Here is a 26,618-nt window from a genome sequence, read left to right on the forward strand (position 1 = left end):
TCTCACCACTCCAGTGCGTCGGCGGTGGTCTCGGCGATCGCCGGGGAGCAGGTCATGCCGCGGCCGCCGGGGCCGGTGACCAGCCAGACCCCGTCGCGCACCCGCTCGCGGTGGACGACGCGGGTGGTGTCCACGCACTGCGCGTACACCCCGGCCCAGCGGTGCCGGACCTTCGGCAGCGGCCGGCCGAGGAGCCCTTCGGCGACGGCGGTCAGGTGCTCGTAGGGGTCCTCGACGACGTCGAAGGAGAAGGGCTCGGCGTATTCGTGGGTGTCGCCGATGGTCAGGCCGCCGTCGGCGCGCTGGACCATGAGCAGCTGCATCCGGTGCTCCGCCGCCACCGGGGGCTGGGGCTTCGCCGCCACCATGGCGTCGAGGCCGGGGCCCGCGTAGGCGGGGTAGTAGCGGAAGCTGTCGGCGTCGGCGACGGAGGTGGTGAGCTTCTCGCCCAGCGGCGCGGTCTGCATCATCTGGAGCCGGACCCGGCGGACGGGGAGGGCGGGCGCGAGCTCGCGGACGAGGCCGCCCAGCCAGGCGCCCGTGCACAGGACGACCGCGTCGCCGGTGTGGGTCTCGCCGTGGTCGTCGCGGACGGCGCGCTCGCCGACGACCTCGCGGACCTCGCGGCCGCCGAGGAAGGTGTAGCGGCCGGAGGCGAGGAGGGCGTCCTTGAGGGCGCGCTGGGCGGTGCGGGGTTCGACGGCCGCGTCGCGCTCGCACCACAGGGCACCGAGGAGGTCGCCGCGCAGGGCGGGGTTGAGGGCGCGGGCCTCGTCGGGGGTGAGCAGTGCGAAGCCGCGGGCGGCGGCGTCGGGGCGGGCCAGGGCGGCGCGGGCGACGGCCAGTTCGGTCTCGTCGGTGACGGCCGTCAGGGATCCGTTGGCGCGGAAGCCGAGGGCGGGGACGGCGGCGCCGATCTCCTCCCACAGCTCCCGGGCGCGCAGGGCGGTCGCCAGCTCCTCGCCGGCCGCCCGGCCGCTGACCCAGACGAGGCCGAAGTTGCGGACGGAGGCGCCCCGGGCCTCGGCCTCCCGCTCGACGTGCACGACCTCGTGGCCGCGCTGGACTGCCTGCCAGGCGTGCATGGTTCCCAGCACGCCCGCTCCGACGACTATGACTCGCATGACTCGAACGGTCGTCGGACGCGGTGTCGCCGAGGCGGCCGCGCGGCGACGCGGCGGTGAACGAGCCGCCAAACTTGGCCTAGACCCGTTATCGTTCCGTTATCTCCTCGCTCAGCCCTCGCCCCGCAGATGCGCCGTGAACGAGAACCGGTCGCCCCGGTACAGCGACCGCACCCGCTCCAGCGGGCGGCCCTCCGTGTCGCGCGAGACCCGGTGGATCAGCAGCATGGGCAGCGCGGGCGGCGTGCCGATCAGCAGCGCCTCGCGCGGGGTGGCCAGCACGGTCTCCAGCCGCTCGTCGGCGTCGCCGAAGGAGATGCCGAGCCGCTCGCGCAGGTAGCTGTAGAAGGACGAGTCCGGGGTGAACTCCGTGTCCAGCGAGGGCACCCGCGCAACCGCCACGTACGTGCTCTCCAGCCCCACCCGTTCGTCGTCCGCGAGCAGGACGCGCTCCATGTGCCAGACGGGCTCCCCCGGCGCCACCCCGAGGTCGGGAGCGAGGCCCTCCGGGCAGGGGAGCCGGTCCAGGCCGATCAGGGCGCGGCCGGGGCGGCGGCCCTGGCGGCGCACGCCCTCGGTGTAGCTGGCCAGGGACAGCGGCTGCTCCAGCTTGGGCCCCGCGACGACCGTGCCACGCCCCATGCGGCGCAGCCGTCCCTCCAGCAGCAGCTCGCGCAGGGCCTGTCGTACGGTCTCGCGCGAGACCTCGAAGCGCGTCGCGAGCTCGCGCTCGGCAGGCAGCGTGCCGCCCTCTCCCAGTTCGTCGAGGAGCGCGGCCACGCGTGTCTTGACGGCGAAGTACTTGGGGATCCGGCCGTGTTCCGGGATGCCCGCGCGGATGGCGGCGCCGGGCCGCTGACCTGCCATGTCGTGGTGGTGCGTGTGCGTGTTGTCCACGGCGCGATCCTCGCATCCGCGGGTGAAGCCCCGGCGTCGCCGGGGGCGGCCGGCGTCAGCGGTTCAGCCGCCGTGCCCCGACGACCAGTGCCGTCCCGGCGATCAGCAGGGCGAGGGCGGCCGCACCGACGGCGAACACGGGCCGTTCGTCACCGGTGTCGGCCAGGCCGGGCGGTTCGAGGTGGGCGGCGGCGTCGGGCCGCGCCGGAGAGGCGGCGGCCGAGGGCGTCACGGCCCCGCCGTCGGCCCCGACGGCTCCGACGGCGAACGTGTAGTCGCCCGACTCCCCCACCCACGCGCCGTCGCCGCCGCGCTTCTGCACGGCCGTGACGTTGACCGTGACCGGCCCCTCGGGGGCGTCGCCGGCGAAGCCCAGCCGCAGGGGCACGGTGACCGAGCCGTGGGCGGGCACGGTGAAGCCGGGGAAGGCGGGCGCCTCGCCGCCGGGGGCGGGGGAACCGCCGTCCAGGACGCCGACGTTCTCCGCCTCGTCGGTCCGCTCGAACCGCACGGGCAGCCAGCGGCCGTCCCCCGGGTCCTGGAAGTCCAGGTGGAAGTCGGCGGGTTCGAGGGCCCGGGCCCGGTCGGCGAGGACCGCGACGGGGTGGATGGCCCGGCACTCGGTGCCGGTGGCGTTGCGCAGCTCCAGCCGCCAGGTGCGCGGGGTGCCGCCGCGCTCGTACCCGGCGGGGCCGCCGGCGATCCGCGAGGTGATCGGGAACTCGGTGCTGTGCGGGTCGCCGCACTGCTGCCGCCCCGGGTCGGCGGGCGGCCGCGCCGCGCCGAGGGCGCCGAGCGCGAGCACGGCGGCGCAGGCGAGCAGGGCGCGGCGGGGGGCGGAGCGGGACGACGACGTGGATGGCCTGTTCATCGAGGACCTTTGCGGCTGGGGGCTCCGGTCGTCCGCAACCTCCCACGGCCCCCGCCGCCGGGGGCGCGCGGCACGGCCCCGTACGGCCGACCGGGCGTCAAACGCCGCCCGATGAGCCGACAGTCGTTTGATCCGGTCGGGTCACTCGGCCGAGCGGGTGAGCACGCCGGGCGCGGCGGGCGCCCCGTAGGGGCGCGGGGAACTGCGCGACAAGCCACGACGTGCCCGCAGATTGCCGGACCCCGGGGTGTCGTGTCGGCTGCGGGCCGTCGCCGGCCGATCGCGCAGTTCCCCGCGCCCCTACGGGGCGCCGTGGTGGCGCGTGACGAAGATCCGCCGGACAGAGCCTAGGGCGCGGCGGGCGCCAGCACGCGGCCCGCGCGGCCCGCGCCGAAGAGCGGCGCGAGGACGAGTTCGGCCGCGCCCTCAACCACGACGCGCTCCCCGCCGGGGGCGACGGCCACGGGCACGGACGCCGGGAGTTCGGCACGTACGCCCCGGACGTACGGGTCGGGGTCGGCCAGCGCGGTCCGGCCGCCGAGCAGCACGCGGTCGATGTCCAGGAGCTGGACGAGGTTGGCGGCGCCGACGCCGAGCAGGCGCGCGGCGAGGGCGGTGTCGCCGTCGGCGACGGCCCGCAGGCACAGCACTTCCAGACAGCCGCGCCTGCCGCAGGGGCACGGCGGCCCGTCGAGCCGCAGCACCTGGTGCCCGAACTCCCCGGCGCCGGTCCGGGCGCCCCGGTGCACCTCGCCGCCGAGCACGAGCCCGGCGCCCAGGCCGGTGCCGAGGTGGAGGTAGGCGAAGGAGCCCGGCTCGCGCGGGGCCGACCGCAGGAGGCCGAGCGCGGCGGCGTTGGTGTCCTTGTCGAGGACGACGGGCAGCCCGAGCCGCTCGGCCAGCGCGTCCCGCAACGGAAAGCCGCTCCAGTGCGGGAAACCGGTGACGTCCCGCAGGACGCCCCCGACATGATCGAGCGGCCCGGGCGCGGCGACCCCTACGCCGAGGACTCCGCCGCCTTCCACCAGCGCCCGCACCTCCTCCGCCACCACGCCGACCAAGGTTTCCGCTGTCGCGCCGGACGAAAGCGCCACCGCACGCGTCGCCACGACGGCCCCCGCGAGATCCACGACCGCGGCCGTCACCGCGTCCCGCTCCACGTGCACCCCCACCGCCCGCCCCGCCCCCGGCACCAGCCGCAGCGCCGTCGCCGGCTTGCCGCCCGTGGAGAGCCTGCGGCCGGCCTCGGCCGCGAAGCCGTCCGCCCGCAGCCGGGCCGTGATCTTGCTGACGGCCTGGGGCGTCAGCCCCGACCGCGCCGCCAGCTCCGCGCGGCTCGCGCCGCCCTCGCCCGCGTCGCGCAGCAGCCCGAGGACGACGGCGGCGTTGTGATCGCGCAGGGCGGCGAGGTTGGCTCCAAGATTGCTCACAGAGCCCATTCTCCCCTCCACTTGCGCTTACGCAACAGCGTTGCCAAAGTGGTGGGCATGGACACCGCCGACATCGCCTCCCTGCGTGCCCCCTTCCGCGTCGGCCTGATCGGCTACGGCCTCGCGGGCTCCGTCTTCCACGCCCCGCTCATCGCCGCCACCGACGGGCTCGCCCTCGACACGGTGGTCACCGCCAACCCCGAGCGGCGGCACCAGGCCGTCGCCGAGCACCCCCAGGTGCGTACCGCCGCCACCGCCGAGGAGCTCCTGGGCCGTGCCGACGAGCTCGACCTGATCGTCATCGCCTCGCCCAACCGCACGCACGTCCCGCTCGCGCGGGCCGCGCTCGAGGCCGGGCTGCCGGTGGTCGTGGACAAGCCGCTGGCCGCGACCGCCGCCGAGGCGGAGGAGCTGGCCGCGCTGGCGGAAGGGCGCGGGCTGCTGCTCAGCGCGTTCCAGAACCGCCGCTGGGACAACGACTTCCGTACCGTGGCCAAGCTGGTCGAGGGCGGCGCGCTCGGCAAGGTCCAGCGCTTCGAGTCCCGCTTCGAGCGCTGGCGGCCCCGCCCCAAGGGCGGCTGGCGGGAGTCCGGCGACCCCGCCGAGATCGGCGGCATCCTCTACGACCTGGGCAGCCACCTCGTGGACCAGGCCCTCACCCTCTTCGGCCCGGCCGTCACGGTCTACGCCGAGTCGGACGTGCGCCGGGCGGGCGCGGAGGCCGACGACGACACGTTCATCGCCATCGGCCACGCCTCCGGCGTCCGCTCCCACCTGTGGATGAGCGCCACCGCCGCCCAGCTCGGCCCGCGCTTCCGGGTGCTGGGCGACACGGCCGGCTATGTGAAGTACGGACTCGACCCGCAGGAGGGCGCGCTCCGCGAGGGCCTGCGGCCGGGCACGGCGGCCTCCTGGGGCGTCGAGGCGGAGTCCTCCTGGGGCCGGCTGGGCGCAGGCGAGTCCCCGCTGACGGGCGGTGGCGAACCGGTGCCGACGCTGCCGGGCGACTACCCCGCGTACTACGCCGCGATCGCCGAAGCGCTGCGCACGGGCGGCCTGCCGCCGGTGACGGCCCGGGAGGCGGCGGCCGCGCTGCGGGTGCTGGAGGCGGCGAAGACCTCCGCCGCCGAGGCCCGAACGGTCACGCTGTCAGACTGAACGGCCGACGGACAGCGGGGCCCTCTCGCGCCAGCGCGCGACGGCGGGCTCCAGCATCGCGCCCATCTCCGGCATCACCGGCACGAACGCCAGCGCCCCCACCACCTGGAGCAGCCGCGCGCCCTCCATGACCTCCAGGAGGGCGGGGTCCACGGGCCCGCCGCCGGCCCGCTCGTACGCCTCGATGCCCTGCGGGCCGACGAGGGTCAGGTCCCACTCGACGGGGCCCAGCGTGACGTCCTCGAAGTCGCTGAAGAGCCGCCGGCCGCCGGTGACGCGCAGCATGTTGTACGCCGGGGAGTCGCCGTGCAGCGGCTGGAGACGGGCGCCGGGGAAGTGCGCGGGGAAGTCCGCGACCAGGGCTTCCAGCGCGGCGTACTCGCTCTCGGCCCGGTCCAGGTCCGCCGTGGTGAGCCCGTCCGGGCGGCGCTTCCCCAGCTCGTCCAGCAGGGGGCGCAGGCCGGGCACGAGCGGGGACAGCACGGGGAGTTCGCCGGGGTAGCCGGCCAGGAGGGCGTGCAACTCGGCGGCGTTCCCCGTCTGTTCGACGAACCGCGCCTGGAGGTCCTCGTCGGCGGCGGGCTTCTCCTCGCTGACGAACTCCCAGAACGTCAGCGACGTCCCGTCGGTCACGACCGGCTCGCGCGGCACCAGCGGGCTGGGCCGGACGACCGGTGCGCCGGTGTCCGCCAGCCAGCCGGCGACGGCGAGTTCGCGGCGCTGCTTGCGCTTCAGGTCCTCGGCCCCGGCGAAGCCCAGGGACGGCACCCGCACGACGACGGGCTCGGGCGCGAGGTGCACCAGGACGTTGAACACGTCGTGCAGCACGCGGGGTTCACGGGCGTCGAGCCCCAGCCGGCGTCCGGCCCGGGTGGCGATGTCCACGGCACGTTCGGCGCGTTCGCTGAGGTTCGTCATGGAAATGATCTTGCCGTCCGGTCGGGGTCCTGTCGAAGAGTTTTCCCGGGACCTAAGCTCGAGACAGCATGATCCAGCCCAACGGGGAGGACTTACTCATGGATACCGCCGGTACAACCGCCGGGACAGCCTCGATGACCTCGACAGCCTCGATAGCCGAGATCACCTCGCCCGAGGAACTGCGCGAACTGCTCGGCGAGCCCACGGCGGCCGTGCGCGACAAGGTCCGCACGCGGCTGCACGAGCTGGACAAGGAGTGGCTGGCCCTGTCCCCGTTCTGCCTCGTGGCGACGGCGGCGGCCGACGGCACCTGCGACGTCTCACCGAAGGGCGACCCGGACGGCCTCGCGCTCGTCCTCGACGACACCACCGTCGCCATCCCCGAACGCCCCGGCAACCGCCGCGCCGACGGCTTCTTCAACGTCCTGAGCAACCCTCACGTCGGGCTGATCTTCTTCATTCCCGGGCGCGGGGACACGCTCCGCGTCAACGGCCGTGCGCGGATCGTGCGCGACGCGCCCTTCTTCGACGCGATGGTGGTCAAGGGGCACCGCCCCCAACTGGCGCTCCTGGTCGAGATCGAGGAGGTCTTCCACCACTGCTCGAAGGCGTTCCTGCGGTCCTCCCTCTGGAAGCCGGAGACGTGGCGGCCCGAGGAGATGCCCTCCCGCGCGCGGATCGCCAAGCGCCTGGACCGCCCCGAGGCGCCGCTGGAGGAGCTGGAGCGCTACTACGGCCCCCGCTACGCGGACCATCTGTACGACTGACCTGCGCCCCGGGCACTTTCCAGCCGTTTGACCGGATCGCTCACGAAGCGGAACCGATGCACCCTTTCGCCGCGTCGTGAGTGATGTTCTGGCCGCAACTGGAGAGGAAACCGAGACGTTGGAGACCACAGGGGCACACCCGTCGCGCCGCGCCATGCTGGCCCTCGGCACCGGAGCCGCGCTGGCCGCCACCCTGACCACGGGCGGAAGCGCCGTGGCGGCCACGCCGCGGCGCGAGGACGAGATCACCCGGCAACTGAAGGAGTGGGAGCGGGAGCACTCCGTCCGGATCGGCGTGTACGCGCGTGACACGGCCACGGGACGGACCGTCGAGTTCGGCGCGGACGACGCTTTCCCGATGTGCTCGGTGTTCAAGACCCTCGCCGCGGCGGCCGTCCTGCGCCAGGACCGGCACGGCGAACTCCTCGGCAAGCGCATCCGGTACACCGAGCAGTTCCTCAAGGACTCGGGCTACGCCGACTCCACCAAGAAGCCGGAGAACCTCGCGAACGGCATGACCGTCGCCGAGCTGTGCGCCGCCGCCGTCAGCGAGAGCGACAACGCCGCCGCGAACCTGCTCCTCCGCGAGCTGGGCGGCCCGACCGCGATCACCCGCTTCTGCCGTTCGATCGGCGACGACACGACCCGCCTCGACCGCTGGGAGCCCCAGCTCAACTCCGCCGAGCCGGACCGCGAGACCGACACCACCACCCCCGGCGCCATAGGCCGGACCTACGAGCGCCTCGTCCTCGGCCACGCGCTCACCCGCCCGGACCGCGAGCGGCTGACCGGCTGGCTGATCGCCAACACCACCAACAAGCAGCGCTTCGGCAAGGGCCTGCCGGGCTGGACCCTCGCCGACAAGACCGGCGGCGGCTCGGACTACGCCGTGGCCAACGACGTCGGCGTCGTCTGGCCCCCGCACCGCCGCGCCCCGATCGTCCTCGCCGTCCTGACGACGAGCCTCTTCGCCACCGCCCCGACGAACAACCAGCTGGTGGCCGACATCGCCGGCCTGGTGGGGACGGCTCTCACCCGAGGCTGACGAGGCCGAGGCCGGCCCCTCACGCCCGGAACGTCCTCCGGTACGCCCCCGGTGAGACGCCGATCGCCGCGTGGAGGTGCTGGCGCAGGGTCGCGTCCGTGCCGAAGCCGACGCGTTCGGCGACGCGGGTCACCGGGAGGTCGCTGCTCTCCAGGAGGTGGCGGGCCAGGTCGACGCGCTGCTGGGTGAGCCACTGGCCGGGGCTGAGGCCCACTTCGGCGCGGAAGTGGCGGGTGAAGGTGCGCCGGCTCATGCCCGCGTGCCGGGCCAGGTCGGCGAGCTGGAGGGGCTCGTGGAGGCGGTCGAGGGCCCAGGCGCGGGTCGCGGACGTGCCGGTGTCGGCGCTGTGCGGCACCGGGCGCTCCACGTACTGGGCCTGGCCGCCCTCCCGCTGCGGCGGGACGACGCAGCGGCGGGCCACGTGGTTGGCGACGCCGCTGCCGTGGTCGCGGCGGACGAGGTGGAGGATCAGGTCGATGCCCGCCGCGGCCCCCGCCGAGGTCAGGACGCGGCCGGCGTCCACGAACAGCACGTCGGGTTCCAAGGCGACGTGCGGGTACAGCCGCTGGAAGCGGTCGGCGTGGCACCAGTGGGTGGCCGCGCCCTTGCCGTCCAGCAGGCCCGCCGCCGCCAGGACGTAGGTGCTGAGGCAGATCCCGACGATCCGGGTGCCGGGCCGGATCACGGCCAGGGCCTCGGCGACGGGGGCGGGCAGCGCGGCGCTGTCGACGATCTCGGCGAACGTCTCGGACGCGGGGATCACCACGGTGTCGGCCGTGGCCAGCACCGACGCGTCGTGCTCGACGCTGATCGAGAAGTCGGCGCCGGTACGGACCGGGCCGCCGTCCGGCGAGCAGGTGACCACCTCGTAGAGGTGCCGCCCCTCGGCGTCGACGGCCACGCCGAACAGGCGCGACGCCAGGCTCAGCTCGAACGGGATGACGCCGTCCAGCGCCAGGACCACCACACGATGCATGGCCCGATCCTTGCACATCATGGCCTCCGGGCCACTGTCGACGGGGTTCCGGCCCGGGGAATCCTTGCCGTCATGAGCAAGAGCACGATGAAGGCGATCAGCCAGGACACCTACGGCGGCCCCGAGGTCGTCCACATGATCGAGACCGAGCGCCCGGTCCCCGGCCCCTCCGAGGTCCTCGTCCGCGTCCGCGCGGCGGGCATGAACCCCACCGACTGGAAGCACCGGCAGGGCTCCGGCTTCCTCGACCGGCTCCCGCTGGTGCTGGGCTGGGACGTCTCCGGCGTCGTCGAGGCCGTCGGGACCGGCGTCACGCTGCACGAGCCCGGGGACGAGGTGTTCGGCATGCTCCCCTACCCCTACGGCGTGGGGTCCTTCGCCGAGTACGTCGTCGCCCCGGCCCGCGCGCTGGTGCGCAAGCCGGAGGGCGTCGACCACGTCCAGGCGGGCGCGATCCCGCTGGCCGCGCTGACCGCCTGGCAGGTGCTCGTGGACGCGGCGGACGTCCGCCCCGGACAGCGGGTGCTGATCCACGCGGCGGCCGGCGGCGTGGGCCACCTCGCCGTGCAGATCGCCAAGGCGCGGGGCGCGTATGTGATCGGCACGGCCAGCGCCCCCAAGCACGCGCTGCTGCGCGAGCTCGGCGCGGACGAGACCGTCGACTACCGGAACCAGGACTTCACCGAGATCGACCCCGTCGACCTGGTCTTCGACACCATCGGCGGTGATACGGCCGACCGCTCCCTGGACGTCCTCAAGCCCGGCGGGCAGCTGATCAACATCGCCATCCGGTCCTACGCCGAGGACCTCCCGGAGCGGGCCGCCGCCCGGGGCGTGCGGTTCCGCCCCCTGCTCGTGGAGGCCGACCAGGAGGGCATGCGGTCCATCGCGGACCTCATGCGCGCGGGCAGGCTGAAGGCGGTCGTCGAGGCCGTCTTCCCGCTGGAGCAGGCCGCGAAGGGGCACGCGCTGGGCGACACCAACCGGGTGACCGGGAAGGTCGTCCTCACTGTTTCCTGAACACGTCAGCGTCTGCGGTAGGCCAGGCGCAGGTTCTGGCCGCCGCGCCGGGCCCGCCGCAGGTCGAAGGCGTCGATGTCGCCGAGGGCGGCCACGTGCCCCCGCCGGAGCACGGGCCGCCAGAGGAAGAGCACGAGCTGTCCGCCCGGGCGCAGGACCCGGGCGGCCTCGGCCAGCGCCGCCGCCGGGTCGGCCATCTCCTCCAGGCTGTAGCTGTAGAGCAGCGCGTCCAGGGCGCCGGAGGCGAAGGGCAGGGCCAGTCCGTCGCCGCTGATGTGGACGGTCGTCGCGCCCGGGCCCGTCCGGCGGTGGGCGCGGGGGTCGTGGGCGGCCGGGTCGAGCGCGACCAGCAGGCCGCCGGGCCCGAGGTGGGCGGCGAGGGCGGGCGTGTAGTACCCGCCGCCGCTGCCGATCTCGGCGCAGCGCATGCCCGGTCCGGCCGCGATCCAGCGCACGTCGCGACGCGGGTCGTCGCCGAGGATCCGGCGGGCGAGGCGGAGGCTGACGACGGGGTAGCAGCCGCTGGGGGTGCGGGGCATGGGAGACCTTTCCGCGCGAGACCGCTGGACCGTGAGACGTTTCCGCGTGTGTCCGCCGCCCTCACTCCACCACCCTCATCCGGGTGCGGAAGAGGACGACGAGGGCGAGCCCGGCGCCGGCGGCGACGAGGGCGGTGCCCGCCGCCATGTACGCGCCCATCGGCGGTCCGGTGCGGGCCAGTTCGTGGCCGTCTCCGGCGACCGGGGCGACCGGCGCGTCCGGGGCGGTGGACCAGGAGGCGCCGGGGGCCCCGGCGAGTCCGGCCGGGCCGACGGCCGGGGCGGCGGGGCCGCTGGGCATCGGCAGCGGCAGGGGCTCGCCGGAGTCGGCCGGGCCGGCGGGCACGGTGGTGCCGCAGTCGGGGAGGGAGCCGTCGAAGGGGTAGGCGTGGAGGGCCTGGCCGACCGCGCCCGCGCCGGACTCGTGGATGAGCGAACCGGCCGTGAAGAACCGCCCGTTGACACCCGCCATGGTGACCCGCGTGACGCTGGAGCGCCGGCCGACGAGCACGGTGCCGTCCAGCTGGCCGGCGCCGGTGAGGCGGACCTCCTTCGCGTCGGGGAAGTTCCACAGCAGCCGCTCGCGCCGCACGCCGGCGAGCCTGCCGGAGGACGTGCTCAGCGCCCGGGTCGTGCCGCCCTCGGGGTTGGTGACGTTGACGAGCACGGTCGCCCCGTCCGGGACGCCGCGGAACAGCAGCTCCTGCGCGCCGCCGCCGGGCGCGACCAGGTCGAAGGGGGCGTTGAAGACCTGGAGGCGGGAGCGGCCGTCGCCGGTGAAGACCGTGGCGGCGCCCAGGTTGACGGCCGTGCCGGTGCTCCGGCGGGCCACGCCCCGGTCGTAGGCGTAGCAGCCGCTGGCGGAGGTCACCTCCTCGCGCAGGGGCCCGTAGAGGGCGACGGCGCCCACGTCGCGCACGGCCTTGGGGCTGACCGTCCCGGTGTGGACGCTCCCGGCGTACGCCACGGTCCCGCTGACCGCGCCCTCCTCGGCGACGAGCCGCTGCCCGGCGGCCACCTTGAGGTCGCCGCCGATCCGCAGGAACGGCGAGCCGTTCTCCGGCGGCACCCGCGAGCCGGTCCCGACGACGCCCACGTTGTAGACGGGCGGGACCCCGGCGGCCTTGGAGACGTCGAAGTCGCCCAGTACGACGATCCGTCCCTCGGCGTCCGCCGCCGCCTGGCGCACGGTGTAGTCGCCGCCGACGAAGATGTTGAGGCCGTTGTCACGGCTGGTGACGGGCCCGTTGTTCGGCTCGGGGTACGCGCCCGGGCACGTCCCCGGGACGCAGGGCCCCGGGCCCGCCACGGGCGCCGAGTCCTCGGGGCCCATCATGCTGAAGGCGCAGGCCAGCAGCGCGCCCCCGATCAGGGACAGCAGGGCCATCACCGAGGCCGCCGGGCGGTTCACCCGGAGCCATCGCACATATTCTTTGTGCTGCATGGGGTGCATATCCGAAAATATGCCTATTGGGGATGGCGGATCGCCGCAGCACACGCCTCCGTCCCCCCGGACGGCCCAGGAGGCGCGGTACCGCACCCGAAGGGGCGCGGGGCAGTGTCGATATGCGGCTGCCGCCACGTGGGCGCGACCAGCCCCCGGCCGGCCCGCGGGTGACCGGACCACACGCTTCCCACCGGTGCCTCCGGCGGAGCGCTCACGCGTCCTTGAGCTGCTGCCGCTGCCGCCCCAGTCCTTCGATCTCCAGCTCCACCACGTCCCCGGCCCGCAGGTACGGCTTGGGCTCGGGCCGCGCCAGCGCCACGCCCGCCGGGGTGCCGGTGTTGACGACGTCGCCGGGGTGGAGCGTCATGTACTGGCTCAGGTGGCGCACCAGATGCGCCACCGGAAAGATCTGCTCCGCCGTGCTGGAGTCCTGCATCAGCCGGCCGTTGACCCACAGACGCATCCTCAGCGCCTGTGGGTCGGGTATCTCATCGGCCGTCACCAGCCAGGGGCCCAGCGGGTTGAACGTCTCGTAGTTCTTGCCCTTGCCCCACGCGTTGCCCCACTGCCCGCCGTTGCGCCCGTTCTGGTACGCCCGCTCGGAGACGTCGTGGGAGAGGACGTAGCCCGCGACCGCCGCCAGCGCCTCCTCGTCCGTCCGCAGGTAGCGCGCGGTGCGGCCGATGACGACGCCCAGCTCGATCTCCCAGTCCGTCTTCACGCTGCCGCGCGGCACCAGCACCGTGTCGTCCGGGCCGACGACCGTGTCGGGCGCCTTGAGGAAGACCACCGGCTCGGCCGGTGTCGCCACCCGCGACTGGGCGACGAGATCGCGGTAGTTGACGCCGATGCCCACGAGCTTGCCGATCCGGGCCAGGGGCGGGCCGGTGCGCAGCCCCACCGGGTCGAGGACGGGCAGGATCCGGGCCCCGACCGCCGCCCTGATGTGGGCGAGGGCCGCGGGGTCGCCGAGCAGCGCCCCGTCCACGTCCGCCACCAGGGGCGACAGGTCGCGCAGCGTCCCGTCCTCTTCCAGCAGCGCCGGGCGCTCGGCCCCGGCGGGCCCGACCCTCAGCAGTCTCATCGCCACACCCCCACATGATCGAACAGGACCGGAGGCTCTCTCCACAAGCCCCCTTTCGGCCCCGGAGCCCCAGGAGCCCCTGGCCGCCTAGGCGGCGGACGGCCGCGCCTTCGGGCCCCGCTCCGCCGCCGCCTCGCGCGGTGTGCGCAGCGGCTGGAGCAGCGCGCGCTCGACCGCCGTCCACGTGGTGGTCGTCGCCAGGTACAGCCCGGCCGCCAGCGGCACCACCCCGGCCGTGACCAGCGTGCCGAACGACAGCAGCGGCAGCACCTTCGCCATCGCCGCCATCCCCGGCACCTGCTCGTCGCCCGCCACCGGCGCCGGCAGCGCGGCGGCCGCCTTGCGGTTGCGCAGGTACGTCCACGTGGCCACGGCCGCGATCAGCGCGAACAGCCCCAGGTACACCAGCCCCTGGGAGCCGAACACTCCGCCGTGGCCCAGCGCGCCCGCCCAGCGGCCGCCGAGCGGGGCGCCCAGCAGGGTGTGCTCCAGCAGATCGCCGCCGTCGCCGGTGGAGAACAGGTGGTACATCACATAGAAGACCGGGAGCTGGGCGAGCGTCGGCAGACAGCCGGACAGCGGCGACGCCCCCGTCTCCGCGTACAGCTTCGCGCCCTCTTCGCGCAGCCGCTCGGGGTCCTTGCCGTGCTTGCGCTTGAGCTCGGCCAGCCGGGGCGCGAGCTCGGCCCGGGTGCGCTCGCCCCGGGCCGCCGACCGGGCGAGCGGGAGCAGCGCGAGCCGTACGCAGCAGGTGAGGACCACGATCGCGGCGGCCGTGGCCGAGGCCCCGAAGAGCGGTTCGACCGCGTCCGCGAGGTGGGTGAGGAGCGAACCGAGAGTGGTGAACAGCGGTGAGAGGAAAGACATGGCGAGTGAGCCCTCCACGGGGTCCCGTCGTGACCGAACGAAGCCAGAAGCCAGAAGCCAAAAGAGGCGAGGCGAGGAATTTCGGTGTGACGAGCCGGGCGGGCACCCCCACGGGGCGAGAAGAGCCGGGGTGGGCGCGCCTACGCGGCCGTCGGGACGGGACGGCCGGGCGCCCGGGGCCGTCGACGGCCCCGGGCATCGGGATCGCGCTGGGCGAGGAACGCCGTCCGCAGCTCACGGTCCCGGATCGCCGTGCGTATCCGGGTCGGGGTGAGCGGGCCGGACGTCCGGGCGGCGACGGCGGCCAGCAGCAGCGCCGCGGTGGCCACCACGGAGGCGGCCACGGCGACGGCGACCGAGGCCATCAGGCCGCTCAGCCCGCTCTGCGCCAGCCACAGTTCGGCGAGCACGAAGAGGAGCACGCCGACGTGCGTACGGAAGACGACGTTCACCACAGCTCCCCCCTGCCGACCAGGTCTCACGATCAGGCGAACACCTGATCACATCTCAACTGTCGTCGATACTAGCCCCTGCCACTGACAACGCCACCGGCCGGTGCGTCGGCCGGCTCCGGATCACGGCCCGGGTCCCGGGCCAGGACCTCGTCGTCGGGCCGGGCCGCCTCGGCCGGGCCCGGTCGCGGCCCCCACCACGAGACGGCCAGCGCCACCAGCACGTTCGCCACCAGCGCCAGGGCGCCCGCGTTCACCCCCCACACCGGGTCGTGCTCGGTGAAGACCAGCGCGCACACCAGCGCACCGCCCACCACGAGTCCGCTCAGGGCGCCCCACAGCGTCAGCCTCCGCCACATCAGCCCCAGCAGGATCATGGGCACGAGCTGCGCCATGCCCTCGTAGGAGATCAGCGACAGCCGCACCAGCGTGTTGGGCGCGGTGTACGTGAGCAGCAGCGCCAGCGCGCCCGCCCCGACCACCACGATCCGCGCCGCCGCGGTCTGCCGCTCCGGGCGCTGGGCGAGCCGGGGGATCGCCCCCAGCACGCTCCGCCCCCACATCGTGCCGATGACCAGCATGAACACGGCCATCGGAACGATCGACGAGAGCGCTCCGGCCACCCCGATCACCCCGACCGCCCACGCCGGCAGCGAGTCGACCACCAGCTTGAACAGCGCCAGGTTCGACCCCGCGCCCGTGAGCCCGGGCACCACGAAGATCGCCGCCATGCCCAGCAGCATCGGCACGAACAGCAGCACGTTGTAGAAGGGCAGCAGTATCGCGTTGCGCCGCAGCGCGTCGGCGTTGCGGGCGCCCAGATAGCCCGCCACGGTCGTCGGGAAGATGACGACCGTCAGGGAGTTGAGGAAGCTGGTGGTGACGAACCAGCCCCCGCCCATCCCGCTCCCGCCGTGCCCGGAGAACGTCAGCCAGGCCGGCTTCTCCGCCACCATCCGGTCCAGGAACGGGCCGTAGCCGCCGAAGTAGTGCAGCGGGACGTAGACGGCGAGGAAGCCGAGGGTGCCGATGACCAGGACGTCCTTGAGCACGGACACCCACGCGCTGCCGCGCAGGCCGCTCACGACCACGAAGGTGGTGGTGACGGCGAAGGCGATGAAGTAGGCCCAGTTCAGGCTGATCGCGCCGTAGGAGATCGTCGAGACGACGACCCCCATTCCCGTGATCTGCAGCTGGATGTACGGCAGCAGGCACACCGTCGCCAGGACCGCCACCAGCGCGCCCACCCACGGGCGGCCGTAGCGGTGGGCCACCATGTCCGTGATGCTGACGAGCCCGTGGCGGCGGGCGTAGGCCCACAGCGTCGGGCCGACGACGTAGCCGATGGCGTAGCCGCAGGAGAGGTAGGCGACGACGTAGAGGACGGGCGCGCCGTAGTTGTAGCCCCAGCCCGCCGCGCCCAGGTAGCTGAAGCTGGTGTAGCCCTCGCCCGCCATCAGCACCCAGATGAACACCGTGCCCAGGCTGCGGCCGCCCACCGACCACTCGGTGAGCCCGCCGCCGCGGCCGTGCCCCCGGACGGCCAGCAGGCCGAGGGCGACGGTCAGGAGCATGAAGACGCCGAAGATGGCCGAGGCGACGGCGGCGTTCCCGCTCATGCCCGCCCCCGCGCGCGGTCGCCGCGCCAGGCGAGGAAGACGGCGACGGGAGTGAGGAGGGTGGCCAGGAGCAGCCAGAAGAAGAGGAAGGGCAGGCCCAGCACGGTCGGGTGGACGCGGTCCGCGAGGGGCAGGGCGGCCAGGTAGAGCACGTAGGGGCCCAGGAGCCACAGGAGATGGGGACGTTTCTTCAGCACGCCCCGACCCTAGGGGGTGGGGGCGCGCGTCCCGGGGCTCACGCCCCTGGCGACATGGCTCACGCCCCCAGCAGCCGGGACGCCGTATAGATCAGCAGGCCCGCCAGGGCGCCCACCACCGTGCCGTTGATGCGGATGAACTGGAGGTCCCGGCCGATGTGGGCCTCGATCTTGCGGGAGGTGTGCTCCGCGTCCCAGCCCGCCACCGTGTCCGTGATCAGGGCGGTGATCTCGTTCCGATAGGTCGTCACCACATAGACGGCCGCGTCCTCCAGCCAGCCGTCGACCTTCCGGCGCAGCCGCTCGTCCTCCGTCATCCGGGCGCCCAGCGAGAGGATCGAGGCGCGGGTGCGCAGCCGCAGCTCGCTGCGCTCGTCCTCGGCGGCGGCGACGATCATCGCGCGGACCGAGGACCAGACCGAGGCGATCACGTCCTGGACCTCACCACGCCCCAGCACCTCGGACTTCAGCCGCTCCACCCGGGCCCGGGTGTCCTCGTCGGACTGGAGGTCGCGGGCGAAGTCCGTCAGGAAGCGGTCGACCGCGCCGCGCGCCGGGTGGTCCGGCATGTCGCGCGTCTCGGTGACGAAGCGCAGCAGCTCCTTGTAGACGCGTTCGCCGACCTTGCGGTCGACGAAGCGCGGCGTCCAGCCGGGGGCCCCGCCGGTGACGGCGGACATGACGGAGTCGCTGTGGGTGACGAGCCAGTCGTGGGCCCGTACGCACACCAGGTCGACGACCCGGTGGTGGCCGCCGTCGGCGACGACCTTCTCCAGGGTCGCGCCGAGGCCGGGGGCGATCTCGACGGCGTCCGCGCGCCGGGTGATGGCCTCGCCGACGACCGCCTGGACGTCGGAGTCGCGCAGCACGGTCAGGGCGCCGCGCAGGGCCGTGGCCAGCTCGGCGGTGACCCGGTCGGCGTGCGCGGGGTCGGACAGCCAGGCGCCGAGCCGGGAGCCGATGCCGACGGCCCGCAGCCGCACCCGCACCACGTCGCCGGAGAGGAAGTTCTCGCCGACGAACTCGCCCAGGCTCTGGCCCAGCTGGTCCTTCTTGGTGGGGATGATCGCCGTGTGCGGGACGGGCAGGCCCATGGGCCGCCGGAAGAGCGCGGTGACCGCGAACCAGTCGGCCAGCGCGCCGACCATGCCGGCCTCGGCGGCGGCCGCCACGTACCCGGCCCAGCCGCCCGCGCCGGCGGACTGCGCCCACTTCGCGAGGGCGTACACCAGGGCCACGGTCAGCAGCAGCCCCGTCGCGAGGGCCTTCATCCGGCGCACGCCGCGCCGTTTCTCCTCGTCGGCCGCGCTGTAGGTGAATCCGGCCGCCGGTCCGGGCAGCATCACTCCATCGGCGGCATTCGCGCCGCCCCCGGCGGCAGCCGGCTCCTCTTCATGGAACCGTTTCATCGACACCACCCGTTCCGACTGTCCTCGCTGTGCATTGTCCCTACCCGACGTACTCGGGGAACGGACGAAGAGTTCCCCGCGTCGTTCCCCGCGTCCGGCCGTCGCCCGCCGTCGATGTGTCCCCGGGAGTTGTCCGCGATGAACGGTCCGCCCCTGTCCCGTGGCCCGGCCCACGCCCTGCTGGCCGCGCTGCTGGCCCTGGTCGTGGCCGCCTCGGTGGCGATATTCACCGGCGTGGGCGGGGCGGACGGCCCGGCCGGCCAGGCGCGGCGCTCCCCGCGCCCGGCCGCGCCCGCCGCCGCCGGGCGCTGGATCGGCGCCTGGTCGGCGGCCCCGGCCGCCGCCGAGCCGGGCACCGAGCGCGGCTATCCCGGCCGCTCCATCCGCAACGTGGTGCACACCACGCTCGGCGGCGGCATGGCCCGTGTCCAGCTCTCCAACCTCTTCGGCGGCGCCCCGCTGACCGTCGACCACGCCTCGCTCGCCCTCGCCGCGACCCCCGGCGGCCCGGCGGCGGCACCGGGCGGCATGCGGGAGCTGACCTTCGGCGGGGAGCGGTCGGTGACCGTCCCGGCCGGGCGGGCGACCTACAGCGACCCGGTCCGCCTCGCCCTCGCCGCCCCCGCCGACCTGCTGATCAGCACCTATGTCTCGCGCCCGGCCGGCCCGGTGACGATCCACCCGCACGCCCGGCAGATCTCCTACCTCGCCCCCGGCGACCGGACGCAGGACGCGGGCGGCGCCGCGTTCACCGCGAAGAGCCTGTTCTGGCGCTACGCGACGGCCGTCGACGTCTGGACCACCGAGGCCACGGGCGCGGTGGTGGCCCTCGGCGACTCCATCACCGACGGCGTCTCCGCCACCATCGGCGCCGACCACCGCTGGACCGACTACCTCGCGGGCCGGCTGCGCACCGAGCCCGGCGCCCCGCGCCTGGGCGTCCTCAACGAGGGCATCAGCGGCAATCGCGTCCTTCTCGGCGGAATGAGTTCTTCCGCCGTGAACAATCCCAGCGCCCTGGACCGCTTCGACCGCGATGTGCTCTCCCGTACGGGTGTGCGCGCCGTCGTCGTCGAGCTCGGCGTCAACGACATCCTGCGCCTCCCCCGCCAGACCGATCCCTCACGCATCGCGGCAGGGCTGCGGACGCTGGTCGAGCGGGCGCACGAGCGCGGGCTGCGGGTGACGGGCGCGACGCTGTCGCCCTTCGGCGGGCGGACGGGCACCGGGCCGGACCAGGAGCTCGTCCGGCGGGGCCTCAACGCCGAGATCCGCTCGGGGCGCGTCTTCGACGACGTCGTCGACTTCGACCGGGTGCTGCGCGACCCGGCCGACCCGCAGCGGCTCCTCCCGGTGTACGACTGCGGGGACCATCTCCACCCGAACGACGCGGGCTATCTGGTGATGGCCCGGGCGCTGGACCTCGGCGTGCTCAAGGGGGAGGTCAGGGCGGCGCTGTGACGCCCGGCCGGCGGCTAGCCGAGGCTCTTGCCCTCGCCGTGCCGCCGGTCCTCCCACTCCAGCCGCTTCCGCTCGCGCAGCCGCTCCCGTTCGGCCCGGGTCGCCTTGCGCTCGACCCCGACGCCGCCCCACAGCGCCAGACCGGTGATCCGCACCTTGGGCGAGCCGGGCGTACCGGCCCCGGTCGCCCTGTCCCCGAAGCCGCCCATGATGCCGATGCCGCGCACCTCCACGTCGAGGTCCGGGGGCACGACGACGGCCATGCCGCCCATGAGGGCGAAGCACCGGATGACGACCTCGCGGTCCTCGAAGCGGGCCTCGCGCAGGTCGATCTTCCCGCCGCCCCACATGGTGAAGGCGGTGAAGCGCCGCCCCACGGTCCAGCCGCCCGCCCGGCTGAAGCCGCCCCAGATCGCCATCGCCCAGGTGGATGTGGCGGACCCGCCGACGCGCTCCGCCCAGCCGCCCCCGCCCGCCGGAACCGGCGCGACGGCCGCCCGCCCGGCGTCCGGGGCCACCGGAAGATCCCGCACCAGCGGCGTCAGCTCGGCGTGGGTACGGGCCTTGTAGGCGGCGTCCAGGCGCTCCTCGAACTCCTCCATGGTCAGCCGGCCCTCGGCGACGGCCTCGCGCAGGACCTCGGCGATCCGTTCGCGCTCCGCGTCGGAGGCCCGCATCTCAGGAAGTTCGCTCATCATGGCGGACAGATTAGATGGCCGGGCCGGATGACCACAGCGCGCCGTCGTCACCCCTCGGCGTACATGCGGGCGATGACCTGCTCGATGTCCGGTTCCCGCACCGACAGGTCCACCAGCGGATAGCGCTCGGCCACCGCCGCCACGACCGGCGCCGCGCTGTGCGTGGCGGCGAACGCCAGCCACTGGCGCGGCCCCTCGACCCGCACCACCCGGGCCCCGGGTACGCCCGTGATGGGCGGGAACTCCCGCTCCAGGTCGACGACGAGCGTCCGCTCGCTCTCCCCCTTGGCGTGGAGGCCGTCCAGCCCGCCGTCGTAGACCAGCCGGCCGTGGTCGATGACCATCACCCGTTTGCACAACTGCTCGATGTCGGTCAGGTCATGGGTCGTCAGCAGCACCGTCATCCCGCGCTCGGCGTTCACGTCCCGCAGGAACTCCCGCACCTTGGCCTTGCTCGCCACGTCCAGTCCGATGGTCGGCTCGTCGAGGTAGAGCACCTCGGGGTCGTGGAGCAGGGCCGCCGCGATGTCCCCGCGCATCCGCTGCCCCAGCGACAGCTGCCGCACCGGCACGTCCAGCAGCTCCCCGAGGTCGAGGAGCTCCACGCAGCGCTCCAGATTGGCCCGGTAACGGGCGTCGGGAACGCGGTACATGCGGCGCACCAGCCCGTAGGAATCCCGCAGCGGCAGGTCCCACCACAGCGTGGTGCGCTGCCCGAAGACGACCCCGATCCGGCGCGCCAGCCGCGAGCGGTCCCGGGAGGGGTCGATGCCCGCGACCCGCAGCCGGCCCGCGCTGGGCGTCAGGATGCCCGTCAGCATCTTGATCGTGGTGGACTTGCCCGCGCCGTTCGGCCCGATGTAGCCGACCATCTCCCCGCGCGGGACGCGGAAGCCGATGCCGTCCACCGCGCGCACCCGGTGCCGCTCCCGCCGCAGGAAACCCGCCCGGCGGCGTACGTCGAAGACCTTCTCGACGCCTTCGAGAACGATGAGATCATCCACCGCGTCCGTCAACTCCCCGTACTTCGATAGCCCCTGAGCCCCACCCGCCAGGCCAGCCCCGCCAGCACCCAGCACACCAACGCCACCAGCGGCGACGTGAAGTCCACCCAGCCCGGCAGCCCCAGCGGATCGTCCCGCCCCAGCACCCGCAGCGCCGGCAGCCAGTTGACGAAGGCCAGCGGCACCACGAACGTCACCCCGCGCACCAGGTCCCTGGCGAACACCGACGGCGGGTACTGCAGCAGCGTCGTCCCGCCGTAGGTGAACGCGTTCTGCACCTCGGCCGCGTCCACCGCCCGGAACTGGAACGCCGCGCCCGCCACGAACAGCGCCCCGAAGATCACCGCACCGGCCACCAGCATCACCGGCACGAGCAGCACCGTCACCGGCGTCCACGCCACGTCCAGCCGCGCCAGCGACCACCCCAGCAACAGCCCGCCCTGCGTCACCCGGCCCAGCCGGCGCAGCGCGAACTGATCGGCGGCCACCTGCGCCAGGACCGGCGCGGGCCGCGTCAGCAGCGTGTCCATCGTCCCGTCGCGCACCCGCCGCCCGACCCGGTCCAGATTGCCCAGGACGAGGTCCGCGAGCCCGAAGGACACACTCGTCGTGCCGTAGAGGAAGGCCACTTCCGGCAGCGTGAACCCGCCGAGCGCGTCGATGTGGGAGAACATGAACGCGATCGCGACGAAGTCCAGGGCCGTCGCCGCGAAGTTGCCGACCGTCATCATCACGAACGACACGCGGTACGCCATCGTCGAGCGCACCCACATCCGCACCACGAGCCCGTAGGCACGCACCCCGTCCCGGACGTGCGAGAGCCCGCGCGCGTACGCCTCCACCTCAGCCTGAACCTCAGCCACCCTGGACCACCACCTTCCGGGTGGCCGCCGTCTGGAGCGCCCGCCCCGCCAGCAGCAGCGCCACCGCCCACGCCGCCTGGAACCCCAGCGCCGCCGCCAGCCCCGCGCCGGTCCGCCGCTCCAGCAGGACGTCCACGGGCACCTGCAGCATCGCCGACCACGGCAGCACCCGCGCGACCTCGCCGAAGACGCCCGGGAAGACGTTGAGCGGCAGCAGCGTCCCGGAGAAGAACATGCTCAGCAGGGCGAACGCCATGTTGACCCCCGCCCCGTCCAGCAGCCAGAAGGCGCACAGCCCCACCAGATACCGCAGCCCGAAGCTCACCAGCAGCCCCAAGAGCACCGACAGCAGAAAGGCCGCCCAGGTCAAGGACAGGCCCGGCAAGGCCAGTTCGAAGCACAGCGCACCCACGGCCAGCGGGACCACGCCCCGCCCCAGCAGCTGGAAGAAGGCCCGGCCCAGGTCGCTCGCCAGCCACCACAGCTGGAGATCGGCCGGCCGGTAGAGGTCCACGGCGATGTCCCCGGAACGGATCCGCTCCTGCAACTCCTCCTGGAACCCCCCGCCGATCAGGCACGCGGCGCCCAGCAGCGCCTGGCTCGTCCACACGAACGTCAGCGCCTGCTCCCGGCCGTAACCGCCCAGGTGGGGACGCTCGTTCCACAGCGCGATGTAGGTGTACGCGAGGATGAAGCCGAAGACGGTGTTGGTGAACACCCCGGCGGCCGTGGCCACCCGGTAGGTGGCGTGCCGCCGGAAGCCGCTGACCGCGACCGCCGCGTACAACCGCATCCTGCCGACCCCCCGCTCGTTGAACCCGGTTGAACGTCGCCGCATGTCCCCGATCCGGGTCCGGACGCTTCGGGCCGCCGCGCCCCGAAGCGCAGGAGCCTAGCCGCACACCACGTCCAGGAACCACGGATTTTCACTCCATGGAGTGGTCGGACTGGCCCGAACGGCCCTTCCGGGCCTCCCAACGGTGCGCTGGGCCCTTCCGCCGGAACGCATGATGCGACAGTGTCCTCCGGGGCGTACGACGCAGTCCGGACCCGCCCGAGACGACACCCCTCCGCCGAGGCGGCACAACCCCGGCGGCGGCCGAGGAGTCCCTAAGACATGAGCGACGAGCAGTCACAGCGGCGTCCCGCCGGACGCGGCCACGCGCCGCCGGGCTGGGCCCCCAGGGGCCCGGCGCACGGCGCGCCGCCCGCCGGGCCGGGCGGCGGCCCCGGCCGGAACGGCCGCGCCGCGCGCCCCCGCCGGACGGGCTGGCGCCGGCTCGTACCCACCTGGCGGATGATCCTCGGTGGCTTCCTGCTGATCGTGCTGATCATCGTCGGCGGCCTGATCGCCGGCTACATGCTCGTGAACATCCCCCCGGCCAACAAGGCGGCCACCGCCGAGAGCAACGTCTTCCTCTACTCCGACGGCTCCCAGCTCGCCCGCGACGGCGAGGTCAACCGCGAGAGCGTGCCGCTCAGCAAGGTCCCCAGAAACGTCCAGCACGCCGTCCTCGCCGCCGAGGACCGCGACTACTACTCCGAGTCCGCCGTCAACCCCGAGGCCATGCTGCGCGCCGCCTGGAACACCGTCACCGGCAAGGGCAAGCAGTCCGGCTCCACCATCACCCAGCAGTACGTCAAGAACTACTACCTGGGCCAGGAACAGACCATCAGCCGCAAGGTGAAGGAATTCTTCATCGCCATCAAGCTGGACCGCGAGGAGAGCAAGAACGACATCCTCGAGGGCTACCTCAACACCAGCTACTTCGGGCGCAACGCCTACGGCATCCAGGCCGCCTCCCAGGCGTACTACAGCAAGGACTCGGACAAACTCACCACCGCCGAGGGCGCCTACCTGGCCACCCTCCTCAACGCCCCCAGCGCCTACGACGTCGGCGCCCACCCCGAGAACAGACCGCGCGCCGAGGCCCGTTGGCGCTACGTCCTCGACGGCATGGTCAAGAAGAAGTGGCTCAGCCCCGCCGACCGGGCCGCGATCACCTTCCCCACCCCCGGCAAGACCAAGCCCCGCCTGAGCATGTCCGGCCAGCGCGGCTACCTCGTCGAGGCCGTCAAGGACTACCTCACCAGCAACAAGATCGTCGACGAGAACACCCTCGCCACCGGCGGCTACCGCATCACCACCACCATCGAGAAGAAGAAGCAGGACGCCTTCGTCGCCGCCGTCCGCGACCAGCTGATGAGCGAACTCAGCGACACCCGCAAGGTCGACCGCTACGTCCGCGCCGGCGGCGCCTCCATCGACCCCAAGACCGGCAAGGTCGTCGCCCTCTACGGCGGCATCGACTACACCAAGCAGTACGTCAACAACGCCACCCGCCGCGACTACCAGGTCGGCTCCACCTTCAAGCCGTTCGTCTTCACCTCGGCCGTCGACAACCACGCCACCACCCTCGCCGGCCAGACCATCACCCCGAACACCGTCTACGACGGCACCAACAAGCGCCCCGTACAGGGTCCGAACGGCCCCGTCGGCTACGCCCCCGAGAACGAGGACGGCTACTCCTACCCCCACATCACCGTCACCCGGGCCACCGACCTGTCCGTCAACGCCGTCTACGCGCAGATGGCCCAGGACGTCGGCCCCGGCAAGGTCAAGGACACCGCCGTCGCCCTCGGCGTCCCCGAGAAGACCCCCGACCTCACCGCCACGCCCTCCATCGCGCTCGGCCCCGCCACCGCCAGCGTCCTGGACATGACCCAGGCCTACGCGACCCTCGCCAACCACGGCCGGCACGGCCCCTACACGCTGGTAGAGAAGATCTCCAAGGGCGGCGAGGAGCTCCAGCTCCCGGACGGCGAGGACACCCGGCAGGCCGTCTCCCGCGAGGCCGCCGACACCACCACGTCCATCCTCCAGAGCGTCGTGGAGGCCGGCACCGGGCGCCGCGCCCAGTCGGCGGGCCGCCCGGCGGCCGGCAAGACGGGCACGGCCGAGGAGGACAAGGCCGCCTGGTTCGCGGGCTACACCCCCGACCTCGCCACCGTCGTCGCCGTGATGGGCCAGGACCCCGACACCGGCGACCAGAAGCCGCTGTACGGCGCCACGGGCGAGGACCGCGTCAACGGCGGCGGCTACCCGGCCCAGATCTGGGGCGCCTACACCGCGCAGGCCCTGGAGGGCACCGAGGCCACCGACTTCGACCTGGAACTCGAGAGCGGCGCGAGCCCGCCGACGCTGGAGCCCGAGCCGACGACCGCGCCCCCGTCGCCCACCGGCCCGCCGTCCACGGCCCCGCCGACCGGCCCGCCGACCCTCCCGGTACCCACCCTGCCGCCGACGATCCCGGCGCCCCCGCCGACCCCGCCGGGCTTCCCGACCCCGCCCGGCCCGCCGACCTTCGGCCCACCGGGCGAGGGCAAGTCGGACCGCCACGGCGATCTCCTGGGGTACGAGTACTGAGAGCGACCGGGCAGGGCCCGTCAGTGGCCGGAGGTCGTCTTCAAGCCGACCACGGCCACCAACAGCAGACAGACGAAGAAGATCCGGGCGGCGGTCGCCGGCTCACCCAGCACCGCCATGCCGAGCACCGCCGCCCCGGCCGCGCCGATGCCGACCCAGACGCCGTACGCCGTACCGATGGGCAGCGTCCGCGCGGCACGCGACAACAACAGCATGCTCGCGACGATGCCCGCGACCGTGAACACGCTCGGCCACAGCCGCGTGAAACCCTCGGTGTACTTCATGCCGATCGCCCAGCCGACCTCGAGCAGACCGGCGACAGCGAGCAGGACCCATGCCATGACGGCACCTCCAGCGGAAACGACTCTCTGGGGTGCGTCGTCTTGTCCTGACCCGGTACGGCGCGTCTCGTCGGGTTCCCTACGAGCGTAGCAACTACAGATACAGACCCGTGGAGTCCTCGGACCCCTCCAGCCGCTCCGCGGCCACCGCGTGGAGATCCCGCTCGCGCATCAGCACATAGGCGACCCCGCGGACCTCGACCTCGGCACGGTCCTCCGGGTCGTACAACACCCGGTCGCCCGGCTCCACCGTACGCACGCTCTGCCCGACCGCGACGACCTCGGCCCAGGCCAGCCGGCGGCCCACCGCCGCCGTCGCCGGAATGACGATCCCGCCGGTGGACCGGCGCTCGCCCTCGGGAATGTCGGTCCGGACCAGAACCCGGTCGTGGAGCATCCGGATGGGCAGCTTGTCGTGGGTGGTATTCGTACTCACGCCACGACCGTACCTGCCCGAAGGCCGCACCGAGGCCACTGGGCGGTCATCCGGCCCGAACCGGCCACCGCTAGCGCTTGCGGCGGCCCGACGCCTTGGCGGCCTCGGCGGCCTTCTCGCCCGACTTCGACGACGACACCAGCAGACCGATCACACCCACGGCCACCAACGCCACCGGAACGATCCGCTCCAGACGCGGCTCGCCCTCCTCGGTGACAAAGCGCGAGCGCACCTCGGAGACGACCCGGCTGGCCGCCACACAGGCCCGGCCCGCCACATGGTCCACCTTCGAGGTCACCTTCGCCCGGGCGTCCCCGATGATCGTGCTCGGGTGCATCCGCACCCCGATCTCGTCGAGCACAACGGCGAGCTCCTGCCGCCGGCGGTCGATGTCCGCCTCGATCTGCGCAGGGGTCCTGGCTTCCGCCACCGCGCTGCCTCCGTCCCGTCGATGTCGATAAGAATGATGAAGAGTGATGACTACAGTCTGTCAGCTCCCCGGGGCCACCGCCCCGCGGCACCCCCGAACCGTGACCTGGCTACCCTCGGGACCATAACCACCATCTGT

At 73.7% G+C, this 26,618-nt stretch carries 27 protein-coding genes and 1 riboswitch; of the genes, 6 read left to right on the forward strand and 21 right to left on the reverse strand.

All coding sequences use genetic code 11. The features are described 5' to 3' along the window. Positions 1–2: 2 nt before the first annotated feature. The 4 genes from IE096_RS17365 to IE096_RS17380 all read right to left on the reverse strand — a co-directional run bounded on the left by IE096_RS17365 (position 3) and on the right by IE096_RS17380 (position 4,331). Entirely contained in the window at positions 3–1,124 is a 1,122-nt protein-coding gene (locus tag IE096_RS17365) for a TIGR03364 family FAD-dependent oxidoreductase (protein ID WP_189452619.1), read from the reverse strand. Positions 1,125–1,235: 111 nt separating this feature from the next. Beyond that, positions 1,236–1,991, reverse strand: coding sequence for a GntR family transcriptional regulator (locus tag IE096_RS17370; RefSeq protein ID WP_189452855.1), 756 nt, complete (start codon positions 1,989–1,991; stop codon positions 1,236–1,238). A gap of 85 nt (positions 1,992–2,076) precedes the next feature. Further along, positions 2,077–2,892: a hypothetical protein gene (locus IE096_RS17375; RefSeq protein ID WP_189452622.1), complete on the reverse strand. Its 816-nt coding sequence runs from the start codon at positions 2,890–2,892 to the stop codon at positions 2,077–2,079. Positions 2,893–3,239: 347 nt separating this feature from the next. After that, on the reverse strand, positions 3,240–4,331 hold the full coding sequence (locus IE096_RS17380; RefSeq protein ID WP_189452624.1) for an ROK family transcriptional regulator: 1,092 nt from the start codon (positions 4,329–4,331) through the stop codon (positions 3,240–3,242). A 48-nt stretch (positions 4,332–4,379) separates the two neighbouring features. Here IE096_RS17380 and IE096_RS17385 point away from each other — a divergent pair, with 48 nt between their 5' ends. Further along, positions 4,380–5,480 (forward strand): Gfo/Idh/MocA family oxidoreductase, encoded by a 1,101-nt coding sequence (locus IE096_RS17385; RefSeq protein ID WP_189452625.1) that lies wholly within the window; start codon positions 4,380–4,382, stop codon positions 5,478–5,480. Here IE096_RS17385 and IE096_RS17390 read toward each other — a convergent pair. Continuing rightward, entirely contained in the window at positions 5,472–6,398 is a 927-nt protein-coding gene (locus tag IE096_RS17390; protein ID WP_189452627.1) for a phosphotransferase, read from the reverse strand. The genes IE096_RS17385 and IE096_RS17390 overlap by 9 nt on opposite strands. Before the next feature lie 134 nt (positions 6,399–6,532). Here IE096_RS17390 and IE096_RS17395 point away from each other — a divergent pair, with 134 nt between their 5' ends. After that, positions 6,533–7,165, forward strand: a complete 633-nt coding sequence (locus tag IE096_RS17395; protein ID WP_189452629.1) for a pyridoxamine 5'-phosphate oxidase family protein — start codon at positions 6,533–6,535, stop codon at positions 7,163–7,165. 118 nt (positions 7,166–7,283) lie between these two features. Continuing rightward, positions 7,284–8,210 carry a class A beta-lactamase gene (bla, locus tag IE096_RS17400; RefSeq protein WP_373298143.1) on the forward strand — a complete coding sequence of 309 codons (927 nt, stop codon included), beginning with the start codon at positions 7,284–7,286 and terminating at the stop codon, positions 8,208–8,210. 19 nt (positions 8,211–8,229) lie between these two features. Here bla and IE096_RS17405 read toward each other — a convergent pair whose 3' ends face one another. Then, a complete protein-coding gene (locus IE096_RS17405; protein WP_189452631.1) occupies positions 8,230–9,186 on the reverse strand; it encodes a GlxA family transcriptional regulator in 957 nt (318 codons plus the stop codon). An 87-nt stretch (positions 9,187–9,273) separates the two neighbouring features. Here IE096_RS17405 and IE096_RS17410 point away from each other — a divergent pair, with 87 nt between their 5' ends. Further along, on the forward strand, positions 9,274–10,206 hold the full coding sequence (locus IE096_RS17410; RefSeq protein ID WP_189452859.1) for an NADP-dependent oxidoreductase: 933 nt from the start codon (positions 9,274–9,276) through the stop codon (positions 10,204–10,206). A 5-nt stretch (positions 10,207–10,211) separates the two neighbouring features. Here IE096_RS17410 and IE096_RS17415 read toward each other — a convergent pair whose 3' ends face one another. From IE096_RS17415 to IE096_RS17450, 8 genes are all read right to left on the reverse strand, one after another. Then, the gene (locus IE096_RS17415; RefSeq protein ID WP_189452633.1) at positions 10,212–10,745 is read right to left on the reverse strand and encodes a class I SAM-dependent methyltransferase; all 534 of its coding nucleotides are present in this window, start codon (positions 10,743–10,745) and stop codon (positions 10,212–10,214) included. 61 nt (positions 10,746–10,806) lie between these two features. Next, on the reverse strand, positions 10,807–12,189 hold the full coding sequence (locus IE096_RS17420) for a choice-of-anchor A family protein (RefSeq protein ID WP_268248323.1): 1,383 nt from the start codon (positions 12,187–12,189) through the stop codon (positions 10,807–10,809). 214 nt (positions 12,190–12,403) lie between these two features. Continuing rightward, complete coding sequence (locus IE096_RS17425) at positions 12,404–13,276, reverse strand: fumarylacetoacetate hydrolase family protein (protein WP_189452635.1); 873 nt, start codon at positions 13,274–13,276, stop codon at positions 12,404–12,406. A gap of 87 nt (positions 13,277–13,363) precedes the next feature. Beyond that, positions 13,364–14,143: a YidC/Oxa1 family membrane protein insertase gene (locus IE096_RS17430; RefSeq protein WP_189452637.1), complete on the reverse strand. Its 780-nt coding sequence runs from the start codon at positions 14,141–14,143 to the stop codon at positions 13,364–13,366. Positions 14,144–14,283: 140 nt separating this feature from the next. Next, positions 14,284–14,595 (reverse strand): DUF6412 domain-containing protein, encoded by a 312-nt coding sequence (locus IE096_RS17435; RefSeq protein ID WP_189452639.1) that lies wholly within the window; start codon positions 14,593–14,595, stop codon positions 14,284–14,286. Between the two features lie 71 nt (positions 14,596–14,666). Then, on the reverse strand, positions 14,667–16,214 hold the full coding sequence (locus IE096_RS17440; protein WP_189452641.1) for a sodium:solute symporter family protein: 1,548 nt from the start codon (positions 16,212–16,214) through the stop codon (positions 14,667–14,669). Beyond that, on the reverse strand, positions 16,211–16,411 hold the full coding sequence (locus IE096_RS17445; protein WP_189452642.1) for a DUF3311 domain-containing protein: 201 nt from the start codon (positions 16,409–16,411) through the stop codon (positions 16,211–16,213). Before IE096_RS17445 ends, IE096_RS17440 begins: the two co-directional genes overlap by 4 nt. 59 nt (positions 16,412–16,470) lie before the next feature. After that, positions 16,471–17,820, reverse strand: coding sequence for a DUF445 domain-containing protein (locus IE096_RS17450; protein ID WP_189452644.1), 1,350 nt, complete (start codon positions 17,818–17,820; stop codon positions 16,471–16,473). A 138-nt stretch (positions 17,821–17,958) separates the two neighbouring features. On the opposite strand from IE096_RS17450, the gene IE096_RS17455 reads away from it, so the two are divergent. Then, positions 17,959–19,281, forward strand: coding sequence for an SGNH/GDSL hydrolase family protein (locus IE096_RS17455; protein WP_189452646.1), 1,323 nt, complete (start codon positions 17,959–17,961; stop codon positions 19,279–19,281). 14 nt (positions 19,282–19,295) lie between these two features. On the opposite strand, the gene IE096_RS17460 is transcribed toward IE096_RS17455, so the two are convergent. From IE096_RS17460 to IE096_RS17475, 4 genes are all read right to left on the reverse strand, one after another. After that, complete coding sequence (locus IE096_RS17460) at positions 19,296–19,979, reverse strand: DUF1707 SHOCT-like domain-containing protein (protein WP_373298144.1); 684 nt, start codon at positions 19,977–19,979, stop codon at positions 19,296–19,298. A 47-nt stretch (positions 19,980–20,026) separates the two neighbouring features. Beyond that, positions 20,027–21,034: an ABC transporter ATP-binding protein gene (locus tag IE096_RS17465; protein ID WP_373298149.1), complete on the reverse strand. Its 1,008-nt coding sequence runs from the start codon at positions 21,032–21,034 to the stop codon at positions 20,027–20,029. Next, on the reverse strand, positions 20,992–21,756 hold the full coding sequence (locus tag IE096_RS17470; protein WP_189452867.1) for an ABC transporter permease: 765 nt from the start codon (positions 21,754–21,756) through the stop codon (positions 20,992–20,994). Before IE096_RS17470 ends, IE096_RS17465 begins: the two co-directional genes overlap by 43 nt. Before the next feature lie 82 nt (positions 21,757–21,838). Next, positions 21,839–22,639 carry an ABC transporter permease gene (locus IE096_RS17475; RefSeq protein WP_126918018.1) on the reverse strand — a complete coding sequence of 267 codons (801 nt, stop codon included), beginning with the start codon at positions 22,637–22,639 and terminating at the stop codon, positions 21,839–21,841. 324 nt (positions 22,640–22,963) lie between these two features. Between IE096_RS17475 and IE096_RS17480 the strand changes: the two genes are divergently transcribed. Continuing rightward, complete coding sequence (locus IE096_RS17480) at positions 22,964–25,273, forward strand: transglycosylase domain-containing protein (RefSeq protein WP_189452648.1); 2,310 nt, start codon at positions 22,964–22,966, stop codon at positions 25,271–25,273. A 20-nt stretch (positions 25,274–25,293) separates the two neighbouring features. Here the strand turns inward: IE096_RS17480 and IE096_RS17485 are convergent, their stop codons facing one another. The 3 genes from IE096_RS17485 to IE096_RS17495 all read right to left on the reverse strand — a co-directional run bounded on the left by IE096_RS17485 (position 25,294) and on the right by IE096_RS17495 (position 26,480). Further along, positions 25,294–25,614: a DMT family transporter gene (locus IE096_RS17485; protein WP_189452651.1), complete on the reverse strand. Its 321-nt coding sequence runs from the start codon at positions 25,612–25,614 to the stop codon at positions 25,294–25,296. Between the two features lie 31 nt (positions 25,615–25,645). Beyond that, a riboswitch (guanidine-III (ykkC-III) riboswitch) is annotated at positions 25,646–25,711 on the reverse strand. Then, positions 25,709–26,011 carry a GroES family chaperonin gene (locus tag IE096_RS17490; protein ID WP_048831771.1) on the reverse strand — a complete coding sequence of 101 codons (303 nt, stop codon included), beginning with the start codon at positions 26,009–26,011 and terminating at the stop codon, positions 25,709–25,711. It overlaps the preceding riboswitch by 3 nt. 109 nt (positions 26,012–26,120) lie before the next feature. Next, entirely contained in the window at positions 26,121–26,480 is a 360-nt protein-coding gene (locus tag IE096_RS17495) for a DUF3618 domain-containing protein (RefSeq protein WP_189452653.1), read from the reverse strand. Positions 26,481–26,618 lie beyond the last annotated feature (138 nt).

This window comes from Streptomyces abikoensis (assembly GCF_014648775.1).
Lineage (GTDB): Bacteria > Actinomycetota > Actinomycetes > Streptomycetales > Streptomycetaceae > Streptomyces > Streptomyces abikoensis.